The sequence below is a fragment of the Pseudoalteromonas luteoviolacea DSM 6061 genome (assembly GCF_001625655.1).
Classification (GTDB): Bacteria; Pseudomonadota; Gammaproteobacteria; order Enterobacterales; family Alteromonadaceae; genus Pseudoalteromonas; species Pseudoalteromonas luteoviolacea.
In genome coordinates, this window is sequence record NZ_AUYB01000086.1 from 1 (window position 1) to 24084 (window position 24084).

At 41.5% G+C, this 24084-nt stretch carries 14 protein-coding genes; 5 read left to right on the forward strand and 9 right to left on the reverse strand.

All coding sequences use genetic code 11. The features are described 5' to 3' along the window. Both N475_RS05705 and N475_RS05710 read left to right on the forward strand, forming a co-directional pair. On the forward strand, positions 1-388 hold a 388-nt coding region (locus N475_RS05705; protein WP_155732543.1), incomplete at its 5' end, for a calcium-binding protein. A gap of 271 nt (positions 389-659) precedes the next feature. Then, on the forward strand, positions 660-2543 hold the full coding sequence (locus N475_RS05710) for a PKD domain-containing protein (RefSeq protein ID WP_063359505.1): 1884 nt from the start codon (positions 660-662) through the stop codon (positions 2541-2543). A 98-nt stretch (positions 2544-2641) separates the two neighbouring features. Here the strand turns inward: N475_RS05710 and N475_RS05715 are convergent, their stop codons facing one another. Further along, positions 2642-4612 carry a TonB-dependent receptor plug domain-containing protein gene (locus N475_RS05715; protein WP_063359504.1) on the reverse strand — a complete coding sequence of 657 codons (1971 nt, stop codon included), beginning with the start codon at positions 4610-4612 and terminating at the stop codon, positions 2642-2644. 90 nt (positions 4613-4702) lie between these two features. Beyond that, positions 4703-5077: a hypothetical protein gene (locus N475_RS05720; RefSeq protein WP_063359503.1), complete on the reverse strand. Its 375-nt coding sequence runs from the start codon at positions 5075-5077 to the stop codon at positions 4703-4705. An 879-nt stretch (positions 5078-5956) separates the two neighbouring features. Here N475_RS05720 and N475_RS05725 point away from each other — a divergent pair. Then, positions 5957-8800, forward strand: coding sequence for an Ig-like domain-containing protein (locus N475_RS05725; RefSeq protein ID WP_063364822.1), 2844 nt, complete (start codon positions 5957-5959; stop codon positions 8798-8800). A gap of 200 nt (positions 8801-9000) precedes the next feature. Here the strand turns inward: N475_RS05725 and N475_RS05730 are convergent, their stop codons facing one another. Then, entirely contained in the window at positions 9001-9549 is a 549-nt protein-coding gene (locus tag N475_RS05730; RefSeq protein WP_063359501.1) for a hypothetical protein, read from the reverse strand. 282 nt (positions 9550-9831) lie between these two features. Between N475_RS05730 and N475_RS05735 the strand changes: the two genes are divergently transcribed. After that, positions 9832-10449: a class I SAM-dependent methyltransferase gene (locus N475_RS05735; protein WP_063364823.1), complete on the forward strand. Its 618-nt coding sequence runs from the start codon at positions 9832-9834 to the stop codon at positions 10447-10449. 3 nt (positions 10450-10452) lie between these two features. Here the strand turns inward: N475_RS05735 and N475_RS05740 are convergent, their stop codons facing one another. The 6 genes from N475_RS05740 to N475_RS05765 form a co-directional block, all read right to left on the reverse strand. Continuing rightward, positions 10453-11085: a rhomboid family intramembrane serine protease gene (locus N475_RS05740; RefSeq protein ID WP_063364824.1), complete on the reverse strand. Its 633-nt coding sequence runs from the start codon at positions 11083-11085 to the stop codon at positions 10453-10455. A 109-nt stretch (positions 11086-11194) separates the two neighbouring features. Continuing rightward, positions 11195-11554, reverse strand: coding sequence for a hypothetical protein (locus N475_RS05745; RefSeq protein WP_063359498.1), 360 nt, complete (start codon positions 11552-11554; stop codon positions 11195-11197). A 29-nt stretch (positions 11555-11583) separates the two neighbouring features. Continuing rightward, positions 11584-12549, reverse strand: a complete 966-nt coding sequence (locus tag N475_RS05750; protein WP_063364825.1) for an acyl-CoA desaturase — start codon at positions 12547-12549, stop codon at positions 11584-11586. Between the two features lie 176 nt (positions 12550-12725). After that, a complete protein-coding gene (locus tag N475_RS05755; protein ID WP_063364826.1) occupies positions 12726-13211 on the reverse strand; it encodes a hypothetical protein in 486 nt (161 codons plus the stop codon). A 145-nt stretch (positions 13212-13356) separates the two neighbouring features. Then, positions 13357-14235 carry an NAD-dependent epimerase/dehydratase family protein gene (locus tag N475_RS05760; RefSeq protein WP_063359495.1) on the reverse strand — a complete coding sequence of 293 codons (879 nt, stop codon included), beginning with the start codon at positions 14233-14235 and terminating at the stop codon, positions 13357-13359. Between the two features lie 182 nt (positions 14236-14417). Next, the gene (locus tag N475_RS05765) at positions 14418-15131 is read right to left on the reverse strand and encodes a hypothetical protein (protein WP_063364827.1); all 714 of its coding nucleotides are present in this window, start codon (positions 15129-15131) and stop codon (positions 14418-14420) included. A 901-nt stretch (positions 15132-16032) separates the two neighbouring features. On the opposite strand from N475_RS05765, the gene N475_RS05770 reads away from it, so the two are divergent. Continuing rightward, complete coding sequence (locus N475_RS05770; protein ID WP_081232373.1) at positions 16033-24060, forward strand: ExeM/NucH family extracellular endonuclease; 8028 nt, start codon at positions 16033-16035, stop codon at positions 24058-24060. Positions 24061-24084: the final 24 nt, after the last annotated feature.

Consider the following 24084-nt stretch of genomic DNA (forward strand, 5'->3'; position numbering starts at 1 on the left):
CGGCGATGGTCAAGACATCATCAACGACATTGGCGGCAGCGATAAGCTGGTCTTCGGTGAAGGGATAACTGTAGATATGATTTCTACAATTGTAGAGGGATCAAACTTAGTAGTTATCATTGGTGATATAAACTCTGGTGATTCAATTGTTATTGAGAACGCATCAAGCAGCAGCCATCGTATCGAAAGTGTTGAGTTTTCTGATGGAAAGGTAATTTCTATTGGTGAGCTTCCTGTGCACACTCCTACGGAGGTATCAAGCGAAGCGTTATTGGTTCAGGCTATGAGTGCTTTTGAACATGGAGATGTGAATATTGTGGGTAATACAGAGTTAACGCCTTACCAAGGTTTAGCTCAAATTGTTGCTAGCGATATTCTTATTAAGTAATAACAATGCAGTTTACGGTGAACTAGAAGTTATGCTTTTAGTTCACCGCTTTTAATGGTGGTTTATATTGATTTATTCAATGTTATCCGTCAGTTCAATAGTATCCTTGTCTTTTCAAAGAACACTTGCCATGGCTAATTTTTAATATGATGGTCTTATAAGTAAGTGTTTTAATATCACAAAACAAACTTTACATTAACCTAAATATAACATAAGTTTCAATTGCTTTTTATTTTAAGCACAATAATTACAAATAAAGGATATTTAACTTATGACATCATGTAAAGTAATCAAAACTTCGCTGGCGGCGTGTGTACTGCTTGCAGCATCAAGCCATGCAAGTGTGCTGGAAAGTATGCATCAGAAAACAGAAATCGCTGAGGCTGTACCTTACCAGTTAGCATTGGGCTTGGATCAGTCTATTAGTGCGCTTCAAGGCGAATTTGAACAAACGATTCATCATCCAAACGCTAATTTCATTAAAATTAATTTTGCTAAGTTTTCATTGCCACAAGGCGCATATTTACAAGTCAGCGATTTAAACGAAAAAGAACTTTATCGTTACGATCATAATGACAGCGATGTCAGTTCGGCGATGTCTATATCGGCTGATGCGGTAAAACTCAAATTAGTTGTAACTAACCCAAATGCTTGGCTTCCTCATCATGGGGTTGAAATTAATAACTTTTTTGCAGGATATCCAGAGTCAGAAATGGCGGCAAAAGCGCAATCTCTAGCTGCGGATTTAATTGAGCCGAAATCTACCTGCGGTATTAACGAGCGTAGGGATGTGGCTTGCTGGGAGTCTACTCACCCAATTGAGTTCGAGCGCAGTCGCCCTGTTGCACGTTTACTCATTGGTGGGCGCAGCTTATGTACAGCTTGGCGCGTAGGTGCAAGTAATCATATGTTTACTAACAACCACTGCTTTGATAGTGCTGCTGAAGCCAAAAACGTAGAGGTTTGGTTTAACTATCAGCGTTCAGCATGTGGGGTGGGGGAACCAAATAGCACTGTTAAAGTCATGGGTGATCAACTACTTGCTACCGATTACAGCCTTGATTATACCTTATTTACAGTAAAAGAATTTGAAAAGATAAAGCAATTTGGACACTTTGGCCTTGATGTGACATCGCAAACACAGGGCCAGCGTATATTTATTCCTCAACATGGTAGTGGTAATCCTAAAGAGCTTGCTATTGAAAGTGATCAAAATACAACTGGTTATTGTCAGATCGATCAAACTGTGACCGCAGGGCGTGGTAGTACAACAGACATGGGCTACAAATGTGACACAATTGGTGGCTCATCAGGATCGCCAGTTGTATCGGCAGAGCATAACAATGTCATTGCGTTGCATCATTATGGAAATAGCACACAATGTACGACAAAACTTAACCGAGGCACGCGAATTGAGCTTATTTGGCCAAAAGTATCATCGCACTTTGGCGGTGTTGTGCCTGTCGGAGATAATGGTAATGGAGGCAATACGCCACCAACTGCTAATATTCAGGTAAATTGTAATCTACTCTCTTGTACCTTTGATGCAAGTGGCTCAGTAGATACTGATGGCACAATTACCGGTGCTGCATGGCAATTCGGTGATGGCGGCACATCATCGCAAATGCGCATTGAACATACTTATGCACAGCCTGGCACATACGAGGTGTCGTTGGTTGTTACAGACAATGAAGGTGCAACTGGCTCCGTTACAAAGTCTGTGTCAGTAACGGATGGCATTGACAGAGCACCTGTGGCGCTCTTCACTCATACAACGAATAACCTAATGGTGACATTTACAGATACATCAATCGATGACAACGGTGTAGTTGGCTACGATTGGCAATTTGGTGATGGAGTTACCAGCCAATCGAAAAACCCAGTGCATACATACGCTGCGGCAGGTTCTTATAATGTATCTCTTACTGTGACAGATACGGCAGGCCAACAAGATACAGTAACACATTCGGTAGTAGTTGCTGCAGATAGTGGTTGTAGTGTAGGAAGTTGGGAGACTAATAAGGTTTACCTTAAAGGTGACCAAGCGTCTCAAAATGGAAGTATTTATGAGGCAAAGTGGTGGACGAGAGGCGATTCTCCAGCAGACAACTCAACACAATGGGCAGTTTGGAAATGGGTAAAAGCCTGTAACTAAGCGCACAGAATAAAAACTTGCCTTCATTTTGCAATAAGTTTTAATGGTGCAAAATGAAGGCATTTTAGTAGCACTTCTATGGCGTAATCATTGATTGATTAGCTGCCAAATTGAATCCGTACACCCGCATTAACAGTAAATCCATCATTGCGAGACCAAATATCCGTTGTCCAGCGGCCACTAGGCGCTTGAGTTGGTAACACGAGAGCGTGCTCTTTGGTTTGACGCACATTCAGTAAGTTTTCTGCATTGATAAACCAGCTGACATTGTCAAAGGTAATTTGTCCCAAAAGCCCTAAATGCCAATATGGCTTACTTTCTGCCATATAGGGGTTGTTTTCAAGTTGCTGAGTACCTGTGTAGTATGCTTCGAACCCAACAAGGTGACTACCGTGTTCTTCCCACATGATCACTGCGCCGGCCGAATGTCTTGGTGTTAGTGCCAACGGTTCACGAGACAAACTTGAGTCACTTAATTTGCTGGCATCAGTATACAAATAACTGGCTGTAAACTTAATATCATGCCAACGATAACGCAGTAGCAGTTCAGCACCACGGATCTTACTTTCCCCTGGCGCATTTACAATACGTACCTGTTTGGGGCTATTAGGATTTTCCAATACTTCTAGCTCAGTCACGTTTTCAACATCAGAGGCGAACAATGTTAAACTTGTTTCAACTTTGTCTAAGCTATAAGTCATATCTATAGAGGCAGTGGTGGCTTGCTCTTCTTCAAGGTTTTCAAGAGGTTCTAGGCGAGATAAACCAGTATCGTCAATATCTTCGATAAATGGAGTTGGTGCATAGTATCCTTGGCCGAACGAACCTCTAATTGTCCAATTGCTTGGACTGTAGAGCATTGAGATACGAGGGCTTACCTGTGTGCCATATTCGCTATGCCAGTCTGCACGGGTACTCAGCGAAAGTGCAATATCCTCTGAGAGGTCATAATCAAGCTGTGAAAATAGACCAGGAACGTCATAAGTGTAATTGAAACCAGAGTATTGCTGCGAATCAAATGAGTCAGATTGATATGCGACCCCAATCAGCCAAGCGATAGTATCATTGTACCCGGAAAGACTAGACTCAATAAGATGGCTCTTGTGTTTATCATCTTCAAATATAGAGCCAAATTGGTGCTCATGTTCTTGATGCATGGCTGAGCCACGTACATTGAGGCTTAGCACTTCCCCAAGAGGCTGTTCAAAAATAAACCCACTGTCCAATCTGACGGTATCTTGAGACTGAACGTATGGATTGCCATCAGGCATAACAGCTCCTTCGAGTGTACCACCTGTACGCTGCTCAGTCATCGCGCCAAGGGTCATGTATAGGTTGGCACCATTTTCGCCAGACCAATAGAGGCGAGGGCGCACAGTTGCTCGCTCGTATGCGGCAAAATCTATCCAACCATCGTCGTCTAGATCTTGCTCTTTTTGGTGGTGAGCTCCAGCTGTAATAGAAGCGCTGACAGTGTCACTAATGGGAGATGCAATATAAGAGGTAATATCTTGGCCATTTTTTGACGTAGCATTGAGTAATACTTCTCCTTCAAACTTATCTGCTGGCGTTCGAGAAATAAGATTGATTACTCCTCCCAGAGCTGAGCCTCCATATAGAGATGAAGCTGAACCTTTAATAATTTCAACATTGGCCAGATCGGTAGGGGGTATCTGTAACAAACCTATGGATGCAGCCTGACCACCATAAAGAGGTAGGCCATCACTCAATAGCTGGGTATAGCGTCCATACAACCCTTGTAGCCTGATATTGGCACTGCCCAGCGCTGGTGATGTATTTTGGACTCGAACTCCGCCTGTTTCTGCTACAAGCATGGATATGTTACCGGGGCGCATAAGGGCTTTTTCTTGTACCTCTTCGCCATTGATTACTTCTGTACGAGTGGCTGATTCGGTAACTATTCTTCCTAAGCGTGACGCCGTCACTTGAATTTTTTCGATCTTATTTTCTTGATGATCATCATGGTGATACTCTTCATGTCCAACAGCGTAACTTATTGATGGCAATAACGTTAAAGCTACTACCAGTTTTGAATATTGGTTAAGCATTTCTACCTCAAACATGCTAAAAAGTCGCGCACAAACTGCGCAAAACAAACGACAAATTTTTAACGTATGCAAATTTAGGGCGCACTAACCCTATGAGGAAAAAATTGGCGGTCGGTATAACGTGTCTGAAAGGTTGTTCGGATGACCTATATGATTAACAAAGACAAGCTCACTTGGCGCGCTCGCATTTGCAGGGCGGCTGTTCGAGTTTAAATAGACAAAGGCAATACAGGCATTTGATGGACAAATGCACTCAGTTTCACAGCAGTCAATTTCGCAACAGTCATCTTGCTCCTCGGATTGAGTGTGCAATTCAGGAAACTCTTGCAATTGTACTTGAGTAGAAGATAAATGGGGATCAGAGTCCAGTTGAATTACTGGCATGAAATGATATGCAGCTGCTTGACCAATGAAGGTAAACAACATCGTCATAATAATTAACAGATTTGTTAAAGTCTTAAGCATATCGATCTCATAAAAAATCCGCGCTTACTTTACGGTATTTTCTTCTCCATGTGAATTGGTTTTTGTTAGGTACTCACAATTGTATTGTGAGTACGCTTCTCTAAAGTACAACAACCTTTTACAGCGCAAACGTTGTTAAACAGGAATATGTGAACGGGGATTGTGGTTTTTAAACAGGTGTATCCACTATATTGTTGGTGAGCGCAAACTAACAATTTTCACATTTTAAATTAGCCTAGTATGTATACCTAGTTTTTTGTTTCTAATCATATTTTTCATTTTCACAAATGTAGGTAGGCGCTTCAGTACATAGTTATGTTTTTTGACAAGGCTAAACAGTTCTAGCTGTTGAATTCTGAGTTGAGGACTCAACAAGTGCAAATCGAAAAGCGTGTATTAGTGCCTAGCAAGACTGAACCGTAGTTTATATCTTTTCTCAACGTTTAGACGAGTTATGAGTGATCTAAGCCCAAGCTTTTTAGTTATTTGTTGAGTCAAAGTAAATCAATAATTTCGTGTAGATTGTTAAATAACCAATCAATATTTGCTTAATATTTTGGCTTTAGTTCTATATTAATTATTTAGTTTCTTTTAAGTTACATTATTATAAATTATTTTATAATATCGTGCGCTATTTGATTTTTATGCTCATTAATTAAGCTTGTTGGGTAGGGTTATGTTTACTATCTTACAATTTTGAACAATTTATTGCCTTGTACCTAATTGTTATATTTTTACTGTGTGGCTAGAATTGCTTTTAAAATTAACAATGGACATTATTTAGACTGGTGGTTTTTATTTTCTACTGATTTAAAAGGTAAATTTTTGAGAGGAAAATAGCCTTTTTCGACTACCAATAAATATAATTAAGGAATCATCTTGAGTCATTTAAATAAAGCAACTCTGCTGCTAGTTACACTATTGGGAGCCACAGGTTGTGGAAGTGGGAAATCCAACCCTACAGCGCCCGCAAAAGGAATAACGACAGATAACTTAAAAGTAAGTATATCAGGTAGTGTAGAAAAAGGGCCATTTGTAGTTGGTTCTACTATAACCATTAATAAACTTTCGGAAACTGGTGAGAATACATCCTCTACAATTGTGACAAAAACGAAAGATGATTTAGGCAATTTTGAGTTCACAGCAGAGGCTGACTCAATTTTAGAAATTTCTGCATTTGGTTATTACCGTAATGAGATTACTGGTGAGCTTTCTCGTGCACCTTTAACACTAAGAACAATTTATAAAGCTTCTAATGATGGTAAACAGAGTGCAAATATAAACTTATTAACCCATTTAACGAGTAATCGAATTTTAGAGCTTATAAAAGATAATAAAGTAGGTTTTGAGGTCGCGTTAAAGCAAGCTGAGGAAGAGTTTTCAGAAGCATTTAAAAATGTTTTGACTAGTAGTGACAAAACAGCATTTTCTAAGCTTTCAATATACAAAGATAGTGATTCTGAAGCGAGTGCTTACTTACTAACTGTGTCATCAATGCTTTATCAATATGCGATTGAGAAAGCGGGCAAAAATGGTACGACAGCAGAAGCAGAATTGACAGCTTTTATAAACAACATTGAGAAAGACTTTGCGCTTGATGGGATTATTGAAGATACCGATAGCCTAATATCACTTTCTAGTACGCAAAAGCGTATCAATCCAGATGAGGTCAATGCCAATATCCTTAAATGGATTGAAGGCACGGATAGTTATAGCGCACCGGATATCAATGAATTCTTAGATTCAGATTTAGATGGTATTGCCAATCTAGAAGATGAAGATGATGACAACGATGGAATAAAAGATCAGGAAGATTCAGCACCATTCAAAGCTGACTTTGTTATTGCAGACCAGAGCTTGTCTTTAATTGAAGACAGCTCATTGCAAATAGACGTTACATCAAACAACCCAGCTGGTGACGACACAGCCATCGTGTTTAACGTATTAGCAAATCCGAAGTATGGGGTTGTCCGCGGTGATTATCCGCACATTACTTATACGCCAAGAGCTAATTTTAATGGTACTGATGAGTTCACATTTCAACTAACGCAAGGGGCCATTGCAAGCAAAACAGTCAAAGTTCAACTTGTTGTCGCACCGGTGAATGATGCACCGGTGATAAATGGCGCGCCACAAACATCTTTACGTGCTGATGAAGCTTATGAATTTGTACCAAGTACAACAGACGTTGACGGTGATGATTTAAAGTTTGCCATTGAGAACCAGCCTAGTTGGTTGAGTTTCGACTCTACAACAGGAAGTTTAAAAGGGACTCCTACTAATAGAAACGTTGGAAGTTTTAAAGATATCAAAATAAAAGTGAGCGACGAAGAGATAACAACAGAGCTACCTACTTTTTCTATTGCCGTAGACTATGGCATATTGCCTGCGCCTAGTATGTTAAATCATCGTGTTACATTAACCGACGATACACTAAAACCAATAGTGCTGGCATGGGGTGAAGTAGAGTATGCTTCCAGCTATCAAGTTCAGATATCAAAGGTTGCGCAATTTACGAGTGATGTAACTGAAGTCACAGTTCAAACACCAGCTACGTCATTTGAAACGCAGGTTACACCAGGAAGATACTATTGGCGTGTAAGAAGTGTGAACCCTTCTGAGGTTGCTGGAGAGTGGAGCTTACCTGAGACCATCGAAGCCGGCGTATTCAAGTATGCCTTTGGCAACGAATCAGACAGGGTTCGCCAGACTATCAATACTCTAGATGGTGGATACTTAATATTTGGTTCCAACTCAACAAGTAACTCCGATTGGGTAGTTAAGATAAATGGCTTTGGCAAACAAGACTGGGAGCTAACGTTTAAACAAAATGACAGCTTTGGAGGCCTGAGTAAGGTTTATGAGTTAAAAGATGGGAATATTCTTGCTATTGGTCGTGAGCACGGGAAAACTCATGCTTATGGACGTGTAATTGATCAAATGGGCAACCAAGTCGGCGATTTTTCACACACTGTTGGGCAAGCTTCTGATGAGGGCAAATTTGCTGATGTAGTGGAGACGGACCATGGAGTTTATATTTCATATGTTGCGCTAAGTGATAGTAAAAACACGCATACTATCCATAAATTAGATCTTACAAATGGAACTATTTCTTCACCAATCAATGTTCCTGAAATAGGGCAAAACATTGATGTCAATGGCTATAAGTTAGCAAGCTCGAACTCGGGCAATTTATTAATATATGGAGATGCTCACGTAGCAAACGCGCCTCAAGAAGGTTGGAGGCATGGTCCATTTATTATTGAGTTAGATAGTGCATTTACCCCAGTTTTTTCATATGAAAATGTAGATAAGCCTAACAATATGACGCAAGTTCATTTAGTTAAAGAGCTTAAAAATGGCAATTTTGTTTTGTCAGGGTATACCGCTATTGAAAGTAAGCTCATGATGGTTAGTCGCCTGGGAGAACTTCTCAATGATTCATGGACGCCGAATTCCAGTACGCCAAGTGAATCGATAGAAGAGCTACCAAGCGGTCAAATTGCCGTGCTTTTAAATGGCACGGAGATAGGGATTCATGTGTTTAGCAGCAATCTAGCGCATATTTCTGAAGAATATATTACGGAATACTCAGAGCATGGCAGCGCACAAATGACTTATAATTCTGATGGAACAATTACATTATCAGTAAATCCCAATGCATCAAGTGCTGGCACAAATCAAGTACTCATTGATAAAAGAACTAGCCAAGTTAGCCAGTAACTATCAGCGATTTAAAAAGTAGATAGGCAGTGTAATCCCCTCGGTTGTGAGGGGGTTACTTTATTCAAGGCTTCCGTTTTAGATTGATTTAACTTTGCAAATGCAATGAGCGCTAAGTAAGGTGAATTCTAAATTTTGCATACTACAGCTACCTAAGCTAATCACAGTGCTTTTCTGAAGAGGAATACCCCATAAAGAGGTTATTTCTGCGTGTAGTTTACGACATAGCCAACCATTCTAGTAAATCCATATGGGCCATTTAATGTGTCGTCTGATACTTTTGGAATGGTGCAATTTAGGTGTGCTGATACCGCTGAACCGCGATATTCATATCTACTTTGATATTCAGCTAAACGCACTTCGTAGTCATCAGCAGGTCGCATTGTAAGTGCAGAAAAACGCTCGAATGTCCCATATGTTTTTGATAATTTTACCGCAGGGTTTGCCATCCCTTTTATTTCTAGCGTGCATGCTGCATTAGTATTTGGGTCTTTGCTGGCTAAGTTAAAATATGCGTCAACAGATTCTATGATGATGTTTTGCTCAAGGTTTATAGGACAATACACAGAGATGTTTTGATTGGTTGTATTTTCAATACTAGAAGATGAAAAGTATCTATACTTAAGGGTTTCTTCACCGGGGTTAACTGATCTTTGTGCGCACTCTGTGGCGTTATAAGAAATTGATTTTGCTGCTCCGCTAGTGCTCACACCTGCTGCAAGGCATAGTAATATAGTTTTAATTTTCATAATTTCCCTTTGGTTCTATATAAGCATTTTGAGTATAAAGTGTTTTAGCTTTGTTTTGTGTATGGCTATGTTTTTTATAAAATTATTAATGTGCTTCCAATGCCTTTAAGTCAAAGTACAAAACTATGAATTTGAGATGTTTATCTAATCACATAGGTCGATGTAAAAAATTTTTTGTTTCTCTAAAATAGGGATAGTAGCTGTAATTTGATTTGAATTGTTGCTTAGCATGTTGGGCGTCACTCAGCTATTCGTTCGAAAGTAAAAAATAGAGGTATACAGTTGGTTAAAGGGACTCAAGGTTATGACAAGGTCATCGAAGCATTTGCTACTGCTAGCTTCAATTTAAAGTTTGCAGAAATCAATCATGACTTCTTAAGTTTTTTACCAACGCGTTCTGCAAGAGTATTGGATGCCGGTTGTGGTGTTGGTCAGAATGCAGCAGCGTTGGCGCAGTTGGGGTATGAAGTTGTCGCAGTGGAGCCTTTTGAGCCATTTTTAAGAAAAGCAGCTTCAAAATATTCAGGCCAGAGAATTCAATGGCTGCATGATAGTCTACCCGAATTGGAAAAAGTATCTAAAAAAGAAGGAAGTTTTGGCTTTGTGTTACTAGATGGCGTTTGGCATCACCTTAATGTCAATGAGCGAAGGCGTTGTATTGAAAGGCTTTCTTCATTGATGTCAGAAGGTGCTGTTTGTGCAATTTCGCTTAGACATGGTCCTGCGGGGGCTGGGACTCACGTGTTTCCAACAAGTAGTTCAGAATTATTTGAATATGCAATAGAGTTCGGTTTTGATGTAGTACTCCACCTTAAAAACCAACCAAGTAAGCTTCCTAACAAAGCCCAAGTTACATGGTCTCGTATTGCGCTTAAAAAGCGGTCATTCGATTTAAGGTAGCGATCAGAGATGTGTTGATATTGTGTGCTTCTTTGCTGATTCGATCTTCACTTTAAATAGATAACATATTCCAATTGTTGCTCCTAACGCGAAGCTCAATATATGCGCTGGCTTTGGGAAGCCTGCCGTTTTTAAATCTAGGTATAACGCTGGCAACAACGCGAACAAAGTTGCACTCATTAAGAGGTACTTTGACTTCTTATGCGTTATTAAAAATGTTAAACCAAACCCAGCATACGCCAACGCAGCTTGTGAAGCGCCTGTGCCGGTATTCCATGGCGTTGAACCAAAGGCCGTGGTAATTGCAGTGCCAAGACCTCCTGCAAACAGCCATGTAACCAACATATATTTGTACCCTACTTGTCGTTCAAGAATTATACCGAGCGATAGTATAGATAGTACATTGTAAAGCATATGTTTTTGATGGACGTGGACAAGCTGAGCGCTCATAAAGCGCCAAAGCTCGAGGTTTTTAATGCTCTGCCAGGTAAGGCCACCATAATCAGCGAGGTATACAATTCTAGATTTGCCAAAAATAGACCCTGAAATCTGCAGGGCGACAAGCATTGAAATACATAGCGTTGTAATACAGATAAAATATGTAAAATAAGGTTGGTACTTATCATTACTAATCATCCTTGGCACTCCATGCGCATACTATTGTGTTAGAAACTATAATTTGAAATGAGCGACGACTAAGTGTTCGTCAAATAGTGTCAAAATGATATGTCAGTTTGAATATTTATTATCGGTAAAGCTCAATGCTAATACTGGGGTTTACCATTACGCGAACGCCATAAGGTATCGTTGTTTCCCCATCGTAACGGTGACTAAAACATTTTGCTGGTGCAAACTGAAGGTACTCACCAGTAGTATCTTTTTTTCGTAAGACACCGTCGCAATCCAAAATCGACATGGAAAAAATAGTAGCATTATTTATGGTGTTAATGAGCTCGAATCTGACATCTCCATCATATTGATATATATGTATTACTAGCTTAATACCGTCTTTTTCAACTTCGTAAAGATGCCATATGCCATCTCGCTCCGTTTTTGGTATTACTTCTAGAACCGTTAATACATCAGTTTCGTCCCAAACTAGCATGCTTCTCCTTCTAATATTTCAATCATTGCCTAGCCTAATTTTTTTAGTTTGTTTGCAATATCACACTCTTGGGGCACCCGTTTCTCTCTACAATCGAGGTTTTGGGCTTCAACTACCAACTCTTTGCGCTCAGGTAGGTTTTCTGGAAGAACAATATTTTTGACCAACCCAAGATTGTGCAACGCATTGAGAACAACCCAACCAGGATCTGGCTCGTTTTTGTGCAGCCCTAACATTGCAGAGCCGGGAAATGCATGGTGATTATTGTGCCAGGCTTCTCCCATTGACAGAAGTCCTGCAATTCGAATATTGTGACCTTGAACAGCGGCACCTTCCACAGCCCAAGTTCGTTCGCCTTGGTTATGAGCAAAATATCCAACAAGCCAATGACCTCCTACAGATACAACGACACGAACACAGACTCCCCAAACAACCCAATTTAAGCCACCGAACAAGTATAAAGGGAGTGTTGGCAATAAAGCATGTAAGAGCCAAGTAGCCTCAATAAAGCGGTAAAATCGACTCTGTGATACGCGATTTTCAATCGTATAGTTAGGAGGAGAGGCTAATTTTAAATCGCAATTTAACTGCCACCAGCCATCTTTTAAAATATGGGAGCCATGACGTAGGTAGTCGTGGCACTTCGGTTGTTGTTGCGCCCAATCGCGAAGATCATGCTGTTTTAGCATGCCAATCGGTCCTGCCATGCCAACCAATACGCCCAAGTAAACAAAAGCATATTCCATCCACAGGGGGCATTCGTACGAGCGATGAATCAAAAGACGATGCATGCCCAATGAGTGACCAAAGCACAATGTGATATATGAAAGACATAAAAAAACAAAAATGCTCGATAGAGAAAAGTTAAAAGGCGCAACAAATAGCGTTGCAGCTAAATTGGCAATAAACCAACAGGATTTGACCGGGCTCCAAACAACATTTCCGCGCCAAGCACTGTCAGGATGATCCGAAGTAATTCTTTTCGTGTTTTTCATATTATTTCTTCAGCAGTTTTGTTCTTGGTGCGTAGGATTGAACCGTGCTTACGGATATTGGACTGCACACTAAAAATTATCTTATACAACAGTAACCTTATACCTTTTTGAGTCTTCTAAGCAACGGTACAAGAGATTATATTTTTTCCTTTGATTAGTTGAATTAAGTCGCGCAATCAAACAAGTTTTGAAATATAAATAATGCTATGGGAGTCACCATATTCCCAGCTGCCATCTTCATAGCGCAGGTAGCCAACATCCGCACGTGCCAGACTTTGCCATGTTTTCATGAGCTTGAAAAAAGCGCTAAGTTCGAACTTTTCTTGATTCACATCCTGTGGACAGAAAGAGATTTCGATATCAACTAAACCACTATCCAAAACACATAAAAACAACTGAATATGGCTGATAAAAAATGACGTACCTTCACAGATTATCTGAGCATAGTCGGTTGGTTTTAGCTTTGTTAGGCTTGCCAGTTGAGTGGACGAGTTAGATGCCGGCCCCAAAGAGCTCTGACAAGACACTGATGAGAAATGCTTTTCAAACCAACCTACCAGAGCCATTGTTTGTTCGATGTCAGCTGCAATGAGGTTGAAATCCCTAAAGCTACCATCTTGGTCAAATATGGCTTCAACAATACTGTCTGTACTTTTAAGCATAATTGTTCGACTTTGCACCCCTATGGTATGTCTTTGTTATGACTTTTTGGCTTAATCATAACGATTCAAAAAGCACGACAAAAATATCTATAAGATAATGAAATTTATACCATAGTAAATTAATGGCAGGTTTGTTTTTGTGACTTTATTTTTTAGTCACGGGAAGCACTTCTGCAATGTCATTATCGAGTAGGTTTAGGACATCTTCAAAACCATATTTTGGTCGCCATTCAAGTTGCGTTTGTGCAGCTGAAGAGTCATAGACTCTGTCCAAACTTTTTGGCAAAGCCCAGCTACGTTCTTCAAAAGCTGCTGCTATGCTGGGGCACTTGCGAGTGAGCAGTTCCTCTGCTGAGTTGTACAGTTTATCAGTGTCGGATGGGCAAAACGGTGTGGCACCAGAAATAATAAAGCGGTTAAATCCTCGTAAGCATTTTTCTATCGCACATTTATGGGCGAGGGCGACATCTCTGGCATCAATACCACGGGTCAATCGGTATACAGCCATTAAATCAGCAGGTTCAGGAAAACACCGAGACATTTGTAAAACTGTGACGGGCAAATTATGGCTTTTTGAAATTGCATGTAGTTTGCTCTCTGCAAGTATTTTACTTTGATGATAAATAGTTTTTGGCTCTGGATTTGTTTGTTCATTGACCCAGCCAGCTATATCATTGGGTGTAGAGGCATGACCATACAATGCAGTGGTACTTGTAAAAATAAATTGCTTAATGCCTACTTCAATTCCCAAAAGAGCCAGTTGCTCTGTCGCGTCAACATTAATTTCATTGAAGGTTTGTTTGCTGTGCAAGCTCACATGAGGCGCATGAAGTGCGGCTGTATGGACGATAACATCTACCCCATTTAAAGCCTGGCGCACGAGTGCTTTATCTCGAATGTCACCAACAAAATCGGTAGTTGAACAGGGGGTTTTGTCTAAGCCAACAACGTGATGAGAATGCATCAGCTTAATATAAATTGCACGCCCTACACGACCTGCCGAACCTGTCACTAAGACCTTCATTTATTTACCTTTATATCTTGTTTATCCAAAACGCCACTTGGTGGCTCTCTGTTTAGAATTGAGCATCTTAAGGATAAAATATGAGATGCCAAGCGCTTTGTTAATAATCAGTGCAGATAGCTAAGATATATATAGCAGAGGCCAGCCATAAATAAGAGTCTATCGCCGGCATATAAGGGCTCTTACTTCGCAATGGCAAGTGTTGTGACTATGGCGTCTAAGTACTTAGGTGATAGGTTTTTATATTCCCAAATAAATAGCCCGCCAATGTCATTGCTCACTACCGCATTTAAGAACACCTTTAGATTGTCATCGTTAAGGCCCGCTGGAGTCAGTGCTAATATGACTTTTGATTTATCTCCAGTGATATCGATGGTTTGCTTAATCGCTTTGTCGACGTATTGATTAATATCTTGCATAGACCACATTTCAGCGCCATAGCACATTAAACAAAAGCGTTCGCAGCAGTTGGCTGCGACGATTTCTTTAATTTGCTCTACGCCAACTCCTTGATTAACGTAGTCAGCGCCCGCTAAAAAAGTATAATTAGATTGAATACCATGTGATTTTAGTTGTGTCATGACTCTGATGATATTCGATGTGTTCATGTAGCACTCATCGTCAAAATCAACGCCATTCCACTGATTATTTACACTCGCGTTAACAATATCAGCGATGCCATTTTCAAGAGGGTAACCGGATGGAGAGCAACCTCCGCCGCCATATGCCCACATTAAATCACACTGAGTAAAGTTGGGTTTATGATGTGGACTTTTGTTTCCTGGGTTTGTAAGTGTATCTAATGATGTAATCATGCCATAGATAGCATATGAAAAAGAGCTTGGAGGGGGAACATCCCAGAATTGAGACCAGCCACCGATAATTTTTGGTTCCATGTATTTCTCCTTGTTATTTGGATAAGTTTTTACGTCAAAAAGTGCCAACTTCACTTTGATGAGCCTCGGTATTTAATGCGCGATCAGAGTAAAAGGTCATCTATTTGCCGATATGAGACAAAGCGCAGTTCTCCAATACTAAGTTAGAATCCAGTTGTGGCTAACGCCATTACACACCATTACATGCGTGTTCTGTAAATACGGCGAGCCTTATACTGTAAAGGTTGTAATTACATGAATACTGGCTGTTATCCAACTACTAGTCAGCTAGGGCAAGGGGAGAAAGGGCATTTTCAAAGGTGATAAAATAAGGAAAATTGGACTACAAAGTGTCCTCAAGTACTTCCTTGCACGACAAAGTCGTGTTTCACCGATAGTTCTTAGCACTTCCTTCTGAACGCATCAGTATAAATTCAAAATGTTGATAATCTGTTCAATTTGGTTGGGCTTTCATCAAATAAGAAAGTAATCAAAGGTAACAGGAGAGTGAAAAATGAACACTTTGTAAATAATTGTGAAAATTAGAACGTTCTATTGTGTTTATTTTGTGTTTCATTTGTTTTCATCATGTTTTATTTATGTTTTTTGTAGCGCTAAGTCAGAATTGATTATGATGGCTGGACTGTTAGTCACTTAACTTTTTGACTTTATTAATATATATTAATCAGCAACTTAAATGAGGACATATGTCCCCTTTATGGTACTTTTATTCTATCTAGTGTTAAATAAAATCCCAGCTAATTGTTGCCATTTGATGTCCTATCTTTAATTCATTTTTAATAAAAAGTTCATAATAGAGTATTATATTCGCCTCCCATTTTTTATGGGAAGGTTTGTACCCTTAATAAAACCAAATCAACTCTTAAATGATAAAACAGAGTAGTAAACACACGGGAAAAATATGAACTCTAATAATAAGCATCGCACAAAGCTGCGATACTTGAGGCGATGCATAGCTATGGGGCTATGCTCAGGTATCGTTGCAGGAAGCGCAAGTGCAAGTGTTATCTTCACAGAATATGTGGAAGGTAGCGGGAATAATAAAGCGTTAGAAATAACAAACTTTGGCAACAGTAGTATTGATTTAAGCACCGTGAGTATTGCGTTAACTGCAAACGGTAAAAAGCTTGATGAAGTAACACCACTGACTTTGTCAGGAACGTTAGCGGCAGGTGGCAGCTACGTTTTATACAATAATGGTGCAAGCGATGAGCTAAAAGCACTAGGTGATGTGGCCAGCACTGCGACCTATTTTAACGGTGATGATGCCTTAACACTTTTAGTGAATGGCGTGATCGTTGACAGTATTGGCCAAGTAGGTACTGATCCTGGCAGCAGTTGGGGTTCAGGGGATACCAGCACAAAAGACAAAACCTTACGTCGTAAGATCGGTATTGAAAATGGTGATACCGTTATTGATAACGCCTTTGACCCAGCTAATGAATGGGTTGGTTTTGCGAAAAACACCTTCGATGGTTTGGGCTGTTCTGGCGTAGCAGCATGTGGTGGAAGTGGTAACATTCCATCTGAGATCAGTGGCACACCTAAAACTATTATAAATGCAACTGATGTCTACGCCTTTACACCCAATGTAACAAATTTAGACAATGATACTCTTGTATTTGCCATTGAGAATAAGCCGAGCTGGGCAAGCTTTGATACTGCAACTGGTTCGTTATCTGGCACACCTTTAGCTGCGGATATTGGTAAGTATGACAACATTGTAATTACGGTGAATGATGGCACTGCCACCAACGCTTTGAACGGATTTTCGATTACCGTTAGAGCGGCAGGCACAAATGATGCACCTGTGATTACTGGTACACCAAACACTTCAGTACAGGCTACCAGAAATTACATTTTCACACCCATTGCTCAAGATGTTGAGAATGACGACCTAGTATTTTCAATTACTAACAAGCCTAGTTGGGCCTCGTTTGATACCGTAACGGGTAAACTTTCAGGTGCTCCGGCTGAATCTGATGTAGGTAGCAATGACAACATTGTTATCTCCGTCACGGATGGCGTAAACGCCCCAGTAAGTTTACCTGCATTTTCAATTACGGTAACAGATAAGCCGGGTAGTAATTACGACTACAATACTTACTATGCTTCGGCAATTGGTAAAGTGGGTCTTGAGTTAGAAAGTGCTTTATCTCAGATTGCGAGACAAGGTCAGCAAAGAATGACGTACTCGCAAGTTTGGGATGCATTAAAATATACCGATGAAGATCCAAGTAATCCAAGCAATGTCTTGCTGTTTTATACCGGTCGCAGTCAGGATAAAAACACCAATGGTGGTGGAACAACGGATTGGAACCGCGAGCATAGCTGGCCAAAATCACATGGCTTCCCTAGCGAGAGCCAATATGGTTATACCGATATTCACCATTTAAGACCGACCGATGTAAAGGTTAACTCAACACGTAGTAGCAAAGACTATGATGACGGCGGTAACCCGGTTGATAACGCGCCAGGTAACTTTACTGACAGTGATTCATTTGAGCCAAGAGATGCAGTAAAAGGTGATACTGCACGTATGATGTTCTATATGGCGGTACGTTATGATGGCACAGACGGTGGTATGCCAGACCTTGAACTTGTGAACAGTATCAGCGCAAGTAGTTCACCGACTTTAGGTGTGCTGTGTAATCTAATGGACTGGCATCGTGAAGATACGATAGATCAGTTAGAGCTTGATCGACACCAGCGCATCGTTGAGCAACAAGGTAACCGCAACCCATTTGTCGATAACCCTGAGTTTGCAGAAATTTTATTCGGTGACACGTGTCCAAAGTTGGGGGATGTCGCCCCAGTGATTGGTGGGCAACCTGAACTAACTATCGGTGCAGGTCGCGAGTATAGCTTTACACCTACTGCGTCAGATCAGAATAAAGATGACTTAACGTTCTCTATTGTAAACAAGCCATCATGGGCAACATTTGATGGGCAAACAGGTCGTTTATTTGGCACACCAGCGGTTGCTGATATTGCAGTTTATGAGAATATTCAAATCTCAGTGACGGATGGTAAATCGACAGTGTCTTTACCGAGCTTCAATATTGAAGTGGTAGACCCAAGTACAATTAAGAACCCGCCAACAATATCAGGTACACCAAGTACGAGTGCCGTTGTTGATATTGCATATAGCTTTAAACCTGAAGCGAATGATGTAGACAATGACACGCTAACCTTCTCAATTACCAACAAGCCGTCTTGGGCAACATTCAATACGCAAAACGGTGAGCTGTCTGGTACGCCAGCAAAGAGTGACATCGGTATCACAAGCAAAATCGTGATAGGTGTTACCGATGGTAATACAGACGTTGTGAACTTGCCTGAGTTCTCTATCCAAGTAAGTGAAAAAGTTGAAGCTAGCAAAGTTATATTCACCGAGTATATTGAGGGAAGCAGCAGCAACAAAGCTGTTGAAATTACCAACTTTACTGGTGCAACTCTAGACCTTAGCCGCGTTACAATTACACTTGCAGATAACGGTAAGCCGTTAACGACGGAAGGTTTAAGAACACAAACACTGTCTGGTGAATTAAAGCATGGCGAAACTCATGTTATTGCCAATAGCAGTGCAAACGATGAAATTAAAAGTCGTCAAGACAGTACCAGTACCATAACCTACTTCAACGGGGACGATGCGCTGGTTCTGACCGTTGACGGTCAAATTGCAGATGTGTTTGGTCAGGTTGGTACCGATCCAGGTAGTGCTTGGGGCAGTGGTGATACATCAACTAAAGATAAAACACTGCGCCGTAAAGAAGGGATCACTTCTGGGGATACAATCTTAGATGATGCATTTGATCCAAGTGTTGAATGGCAAGGCTTTGAGAAGAATACCGCAGATGGCCTTGGTTGTAGCGGTGTTGCAGCCTGCGGCTCTGATGGTGGAACAACTCCGCCACAAGTTGAGATCGGTGCATGTAATGACCCTGCAACGCTGATTAGTGAAATTCAGGGCAATGGTCAGTCTAGCCCACTTGTTGACCAGTCTGTAGTAATAGAAGGTGTGGTTGTAGCGTCATTCCAAGACGCAGGACAGCATGGCGGGTTCTTTATTCAAGAAGAAGATCAACATGCCGATCGTGACAATACTACTTCAGAAGGTGTTTTCGTTGCTGATACAAACACTAAAGTAAAAGTGGGTGAACAGGTTCGAGTACTAGGTAAAGTTGCTGAAAAGTACGACCTTACTCAAATCAATACCGTGACAGATACATTGTCGTGTGCGACTGATGTCTTAAAACAAGTAACACCAACTGAGGTAAATCTACCTTTTGCAAAAGGCTTTGACCAAGAGTCTTTAGAAGGTATGTGGGTTTCAATGCCACAAAAGTTACATGTAACGCTCAGTCACAACTTCACAAAGTATGGTGAAATTTACTTGTCTCAAGGCATGCGAATGCAGCCTACAAATAAGTATCCTAAAGACGATCCTCGCCGAGCTGAGTTAGCTGAACTTAATGTCAGAAACGTGCTACTGGTAGATGATAATTCGACACAAAGTAATCCAGAAGATATCAGTTACTACCCAGGTTTCAGTGCTGATAAGCCTCTTCGCTCAGGTGACCAAGTTTCGGACATGTCGGGTGTTATTCACTATACCTACGGTAATTACAAGCTAATACCAACGAGCTTACCGAACTTCGAAAAGTCTAACCCACGTCGTACTAAGCCTGCTGAACGTCAGTCAGAGCAACATATCCGTGTGGCAAGCTTTAACGTACTGAATTACTTTGTCGACTTTAACGGTCGTGGTGCGAATAACGAGAAAGAGTTTAATCGTCAACGTAGTAAGGTGATCCGCGCGATATTGGCGTCGGACGCAGACGTTGTTGGTTTGATGGAAATCGAAAACAATGGTTATGGTGACAGCAGTGCTATCAAAAACTTAATTGATGGTCTGAACGAGCGTGATGATGTTAACGACTGGGCGTTTATAGACCCTAAATTAGATCAAGTTGGTACAGACTCTGTGACGGTTGGCATTATATACCGTGCGAATAGAGTAGCACCGGTTGGTAGCGCACAAGTGATCACGGACGCTCCATTTGACGAAGCGACACGTGCCCATAGACCGCCAATGTTGCAGTCATTTAAGCCGATTAATGGCGGCAAAGAAGTGCGTGTTGTTGTAAACCACTTCCGCTCTAAAGGCGGTTCATGTGGTGCGGATATGGATGACGCTGTAGAGGGTGCTTGTAATGGTCAGCGTGTATTAGCGGCGAAAACCGTTATTGCTGAATTGACTAAAGCAAATAGCAACGCGACGACTAACACAACGATTCAAAGCGCTGATGCACTAGTATTTGCGATTTTAGGTGATTTTAATGCATATGCTTATGAAGCACCAATGCTTGAGTTTTACAACGCTGGCTTTGCTAATTTGAGCATTGAAAAAGAAGGCGGCGACAATTACTCATACTATTACAGCGGTGTGGCAGGTAGCTTAGATCACATGCTAACGGCAAGTACATCGGTGGACAGTGTTGTGCAAACAATGCACTGGCATATTAATGCGGATGAAGCGGCTGGGTTGGATTACAACACTGAAGGCAAATCTGAAGATCAGCAGTCTAAATGGTTCTCGGAGTCTCCTTATCGTTCGTCAGATCATGATCCTGTGATCACCGACTTCGATTTAGAAGCTGTGGTGATCCCTGATAATCAAGCACCAGTTGCTAACGACGATCAAGTCGACGCGATTCAAGGCGAAACCGTGACAATTGATGTGCTGGCCAATGATACCGACGCAGACTCTAATTCACTCACAGTCACTGCGGCGGCATTGTCGTCTGGCGCAGGTGAAGTTAGTTTCTCTGATGCACAAGTGAGCTTTACGCCAAGCAATGATTTTGTTGGTGTGACAACAATTAGCTACAGTATCTCGGATGGAAATGGTGGGACGGCGAGTGCAAACATTGTTGTTAATGTCGCTGCGAAGAATCTGGCTCCAATAGCAAGCGATGATTCGGCAAATGTACTCGAAGATCAGAGCGTGACCATTTCAGTTCTAGGTAATGATACTGATGAAAATGTTGCAAGCTTAAAAGTTACATCAGCAAGCTTAACGGCAGGTCGTGGTCAAGTGGAGTATTCAGACTCTACAGTAACTTATACACCAGCTGAAAATTATCACGGCGCTTCACAGATCACTTATGTTATTAGTGACGAACAGGGCCTGACAGATACAGCAATAATTTCGGTGTTGGTTGAGCCACAAAATGATGCGCCGACAGTGGTTAACGACTCAGTGACTGTATCTGCAAAGGTCACAGCTGAAATTAACGTGCTTGCAAATGATAGTGACATTGACGGTGATTCACTGCGCATAACATCGGCTTCTGCGGATGTTGGTAACGTTGTAATCAGTGGTGATGCTCTGCTGTATAAAGCACCTGCCTTGAATTCAGGTCATGCGACAATCAAGTACGAAGTTAGTGATGGCAATGCGACTTCGCAAGGCACGGTGAATGTACAAATAAGTACTGCAAACCTTGCACCAGTTGCAAAAGATGACTTTGTTCAATTAGATGTAAATCAATCGACAGCAGCGATTGCGGTTTTGGACAATGACAGCGATCCAGATGGTGATCAGTTATCACTGGTAGCCGTGAATACGGATGCAGGTAATGCTGTAATTGATGAAAACCAGATTGTATTTAGTACCAACGACACGTTTAATGGTGTGGCTCAAGTTCGCTATGCAATTTCAGATGGGTTTGGCGGCCGCGCTGAGGCTGTATTGGAGATCCGTCAGGAACAACCTTCAGCCCCAGTGATCACAGTACCAGCAGATTTAACGGTAAACGCAACTGGCCAGCTTACTAAAGTTGATTTAGGCGTGGCAACTGCAGTTGATAGCAGTGGCGAGCCTATCGCTGTTGAGCTTGTAGGCAGTAACTTCTTACCTTCTGGCGAGAATAAAGTTTACTGGCAATCTTGTAGTGCTGAAGATGTCTGTGCTACCTCAGTACAACTAGTCAATGTGCGTCCTATGGTGAGCATGCCATCTCCAAGCCAGCTTGTTGTTGAAGGGCAAACCACAAAAGTACCTGTTGTGTTAAGCGGTGAGCATTTCGCTTATCCTGTGAACATTGCGTTTGCTGTGTCTGGTACGGCTAGCGAAGAAGACTACGTTATTGCTTCTGGACAATTGACTATTGAATCAGGTACGCACGGCGAAATCACTGTTGAAACATTGCTAGATGAAGTTAATGATGCAGACGAAACATTGATCATTTCGTTGGATACCACTGGCTTAAATGCAAGTGTTGAGCAGCGCCACGAAATCACAATCGTTGAATCTAATATTGCGCCAGAGCTAACTCTAAACGCAGAGCAACAAGGTGAAGCTCGCTCAATCATGGTTACTGAGCACGGTCTGATTACGATCACAGCCAAAGTGCTAGACCAAAATAGCGCGGATACACATGTTATTGAGTGGACAGCACAGGATGGTTTGACCAACGAAAGTAACGAGTCAACGGTATTTAGCATAAACGCTGCAGAGCTTTCTGCTGGTGTTTACCAAGTAAGTGCGACTGCTACAGATAACGACGGTTTGTTTGATACGCAAAGCGTGGTATTCAAGGTTATCTCAGAGCAACCTACTTTGGATGAGAGTATGGACTCTGATGGTGATTTGCTTAATGACGCTCTTGAAGGTTTTGGCGATGATGATGCCGATGGCATTCCTAACTATTTAGACCCAATTGATGTGCAGTGTAATGTTTTGCCATCGAACGGTAACAACTGGGAGTCAGGTCTGATTGAAGTGGAAGCGGGTGTTTGTATGTCACTGGGCAGCTTAGGTCTTAGTGGTGATAAAAACGCAGCATCGCTAAGTGCTGAAGAGGCAACAAATACTGGTTTAATCAATGCCGACGAGGGAATTGAAAACCGCGGTGGTATTTTCGACTTTGTTATAAATACGCCAAATGGTGTGGATAGCGTAAAAGTTGTACTACCACAACAAGCTGCGGTTCCTGCAAATGCTCAATATCGTAAGTATTTACCAAATCAAGGGTGGGTAACCTTCTCTGCGCAAAATGGCAACGCCATTCATTCAGCCATTGGCCAAGAAGGCTACTGTCCAAGTATTAACGATGCGAGCTGGCAAGAAGGCTTAATTGAAGGTGCATGGTGTGTAAGACTAACGCTAGTAGATGGCGGAGAGTACGATGCAGATAGTGTTAAAAATGGCAGAATTGTTGACCCAGGTGGCGTAGGTGTTGCACAAAGTGACAACAAGGCACCAATTGCGGTAGATGATGTACTAGAAGTGGTTCGTAATGAGTCTGTGGCATTAGATGTGCTTGAAAATGACACTGATGCAGACAGCGATGCACTTTATGTGATTAATGCGGTAGCAGAACACGGAACAGTTACTATCAACAATGATTCAAGCTTGCAGTATCAAAGTGCGCTTGATTATGTTGGTGCTGATACTATTCAGTATACAGTGAGCGATGGTAAAGGAGCGACAAGCACAGCGACTGTGCGTGTAAACGTCGTTGCAAAAGCCGAAGTGCAAAACCTAGCACCAATCACAGTTGATGACACCACAGACCTGTACAATGACCAAACTGTCACTGTCAATGTAATTAGCAATGACTCTGATCCAGAAGGTGGTAAGTTGACGCTTATCAGCGCAACGGCTGAGTCAGGTGAAGTGACGTTTACAGATAGTTCAATCACATTTAAGCCAGCTGCTAACAGCGAAGGCAAAGTCGCAGTGAACTATGTTGTTGTTGATGAGCACAATGCACAGGCCTCAGGTACACTCTATGTGACTGTAACTGCACGACCTGGCTCGAATATTGGCGAAGTAGAAACACTTGAGTTCTCAAGTGGCTCGATGCCGGTATTCATGTTACTGCTTGTTATTCCTGCTCTATTACGTCGCAGAAGGTAACAATTCAGTAAGTTAAAAAGCCCC

What these genes read in the sequence shown, in the direction of transcription:
- N475_RS05710 (WP_063359505.1), top strand. Translation starts at nt 660, where the DNA reads ATGACATCATGTAAAGTAATCAAAACTTCGCTGGCGGCGTGTGTACTG.
- N475_RS05715 (WP_063359504.1), bottom strand. Translation starts at nt 4,612, where the DNA reads ATGCTTAACCAATATTCAAAACTGGTAGTAGCTTTAACGTTATTGCCA.
- N475_RS05720 (WP_063359503.1), bottom strand. Translation starts at nt 5,077, where the DNA reads ATGCTTAAGACTTTAACAAATCTGTTAATTATTATGACGATGTTGTTT.
- N475_RS05730 (WP_063359501.1), bottom strand. Translation starts at nt 9,549, where the DNA reads ATGAAAATTAAAACTATATTACTATGCCTTGCAGCAGGTGTGAGCACT.
- N475_RS05740 (WP_063364824.1), bottom strand. Translation starts at nt 11,085, where the DNA reads ATGATTAGTAATGATAAGTACCAACCTTATTTTACATATTTTATCTGT.
- N475_RS05745 (WP_063359498.1), bottom strand. Translation starts at nt 11,554, where the DNA reads ATGCTAGTTTGGGACGAAACTGATGTATTAACGGTTCTAGAAGTAATA.
- N475_RS05750 (WP_063364825.1), bottom strand. Translation starts at nt 12,549, where the DNA reads ATGAAAAACACGAAAAGAATTACTTCGGATCATCCTGACAGTGCTTGG.
- N475_RS05755 (WP_063364826.1), bottom strand. Translation starts at nt 13,211, where the DNA reads ATGCTTAAAAGTACAGACAGTATTGTTGAAGCCATATTTGACCAAGAT.
- N475_RS05760 (WP_063359495.1), bottom strand. Translation starts at nt 14,235, where the DNA reads ATGAAGGTCTTAGTGACAGGTTCGGCAGGTCGTGTAGGGCGTGCAATT.
- N475_RS05765 (WP_063364827.1), bottom strand. Translation starts at nt 15,131, where the DNA reads ATGGAACCAAAAATTATCGGTGGCTGGTCTCAATTCTGGGATGTTCCC.
- N475_RS05770 (WP_081232373.1), top strand. Translation starts at nt 16,033, where the DNA reads ATGAACTCTAATAATAAGCATCGCACAAAGCTGCGATACTTGAGGCGA.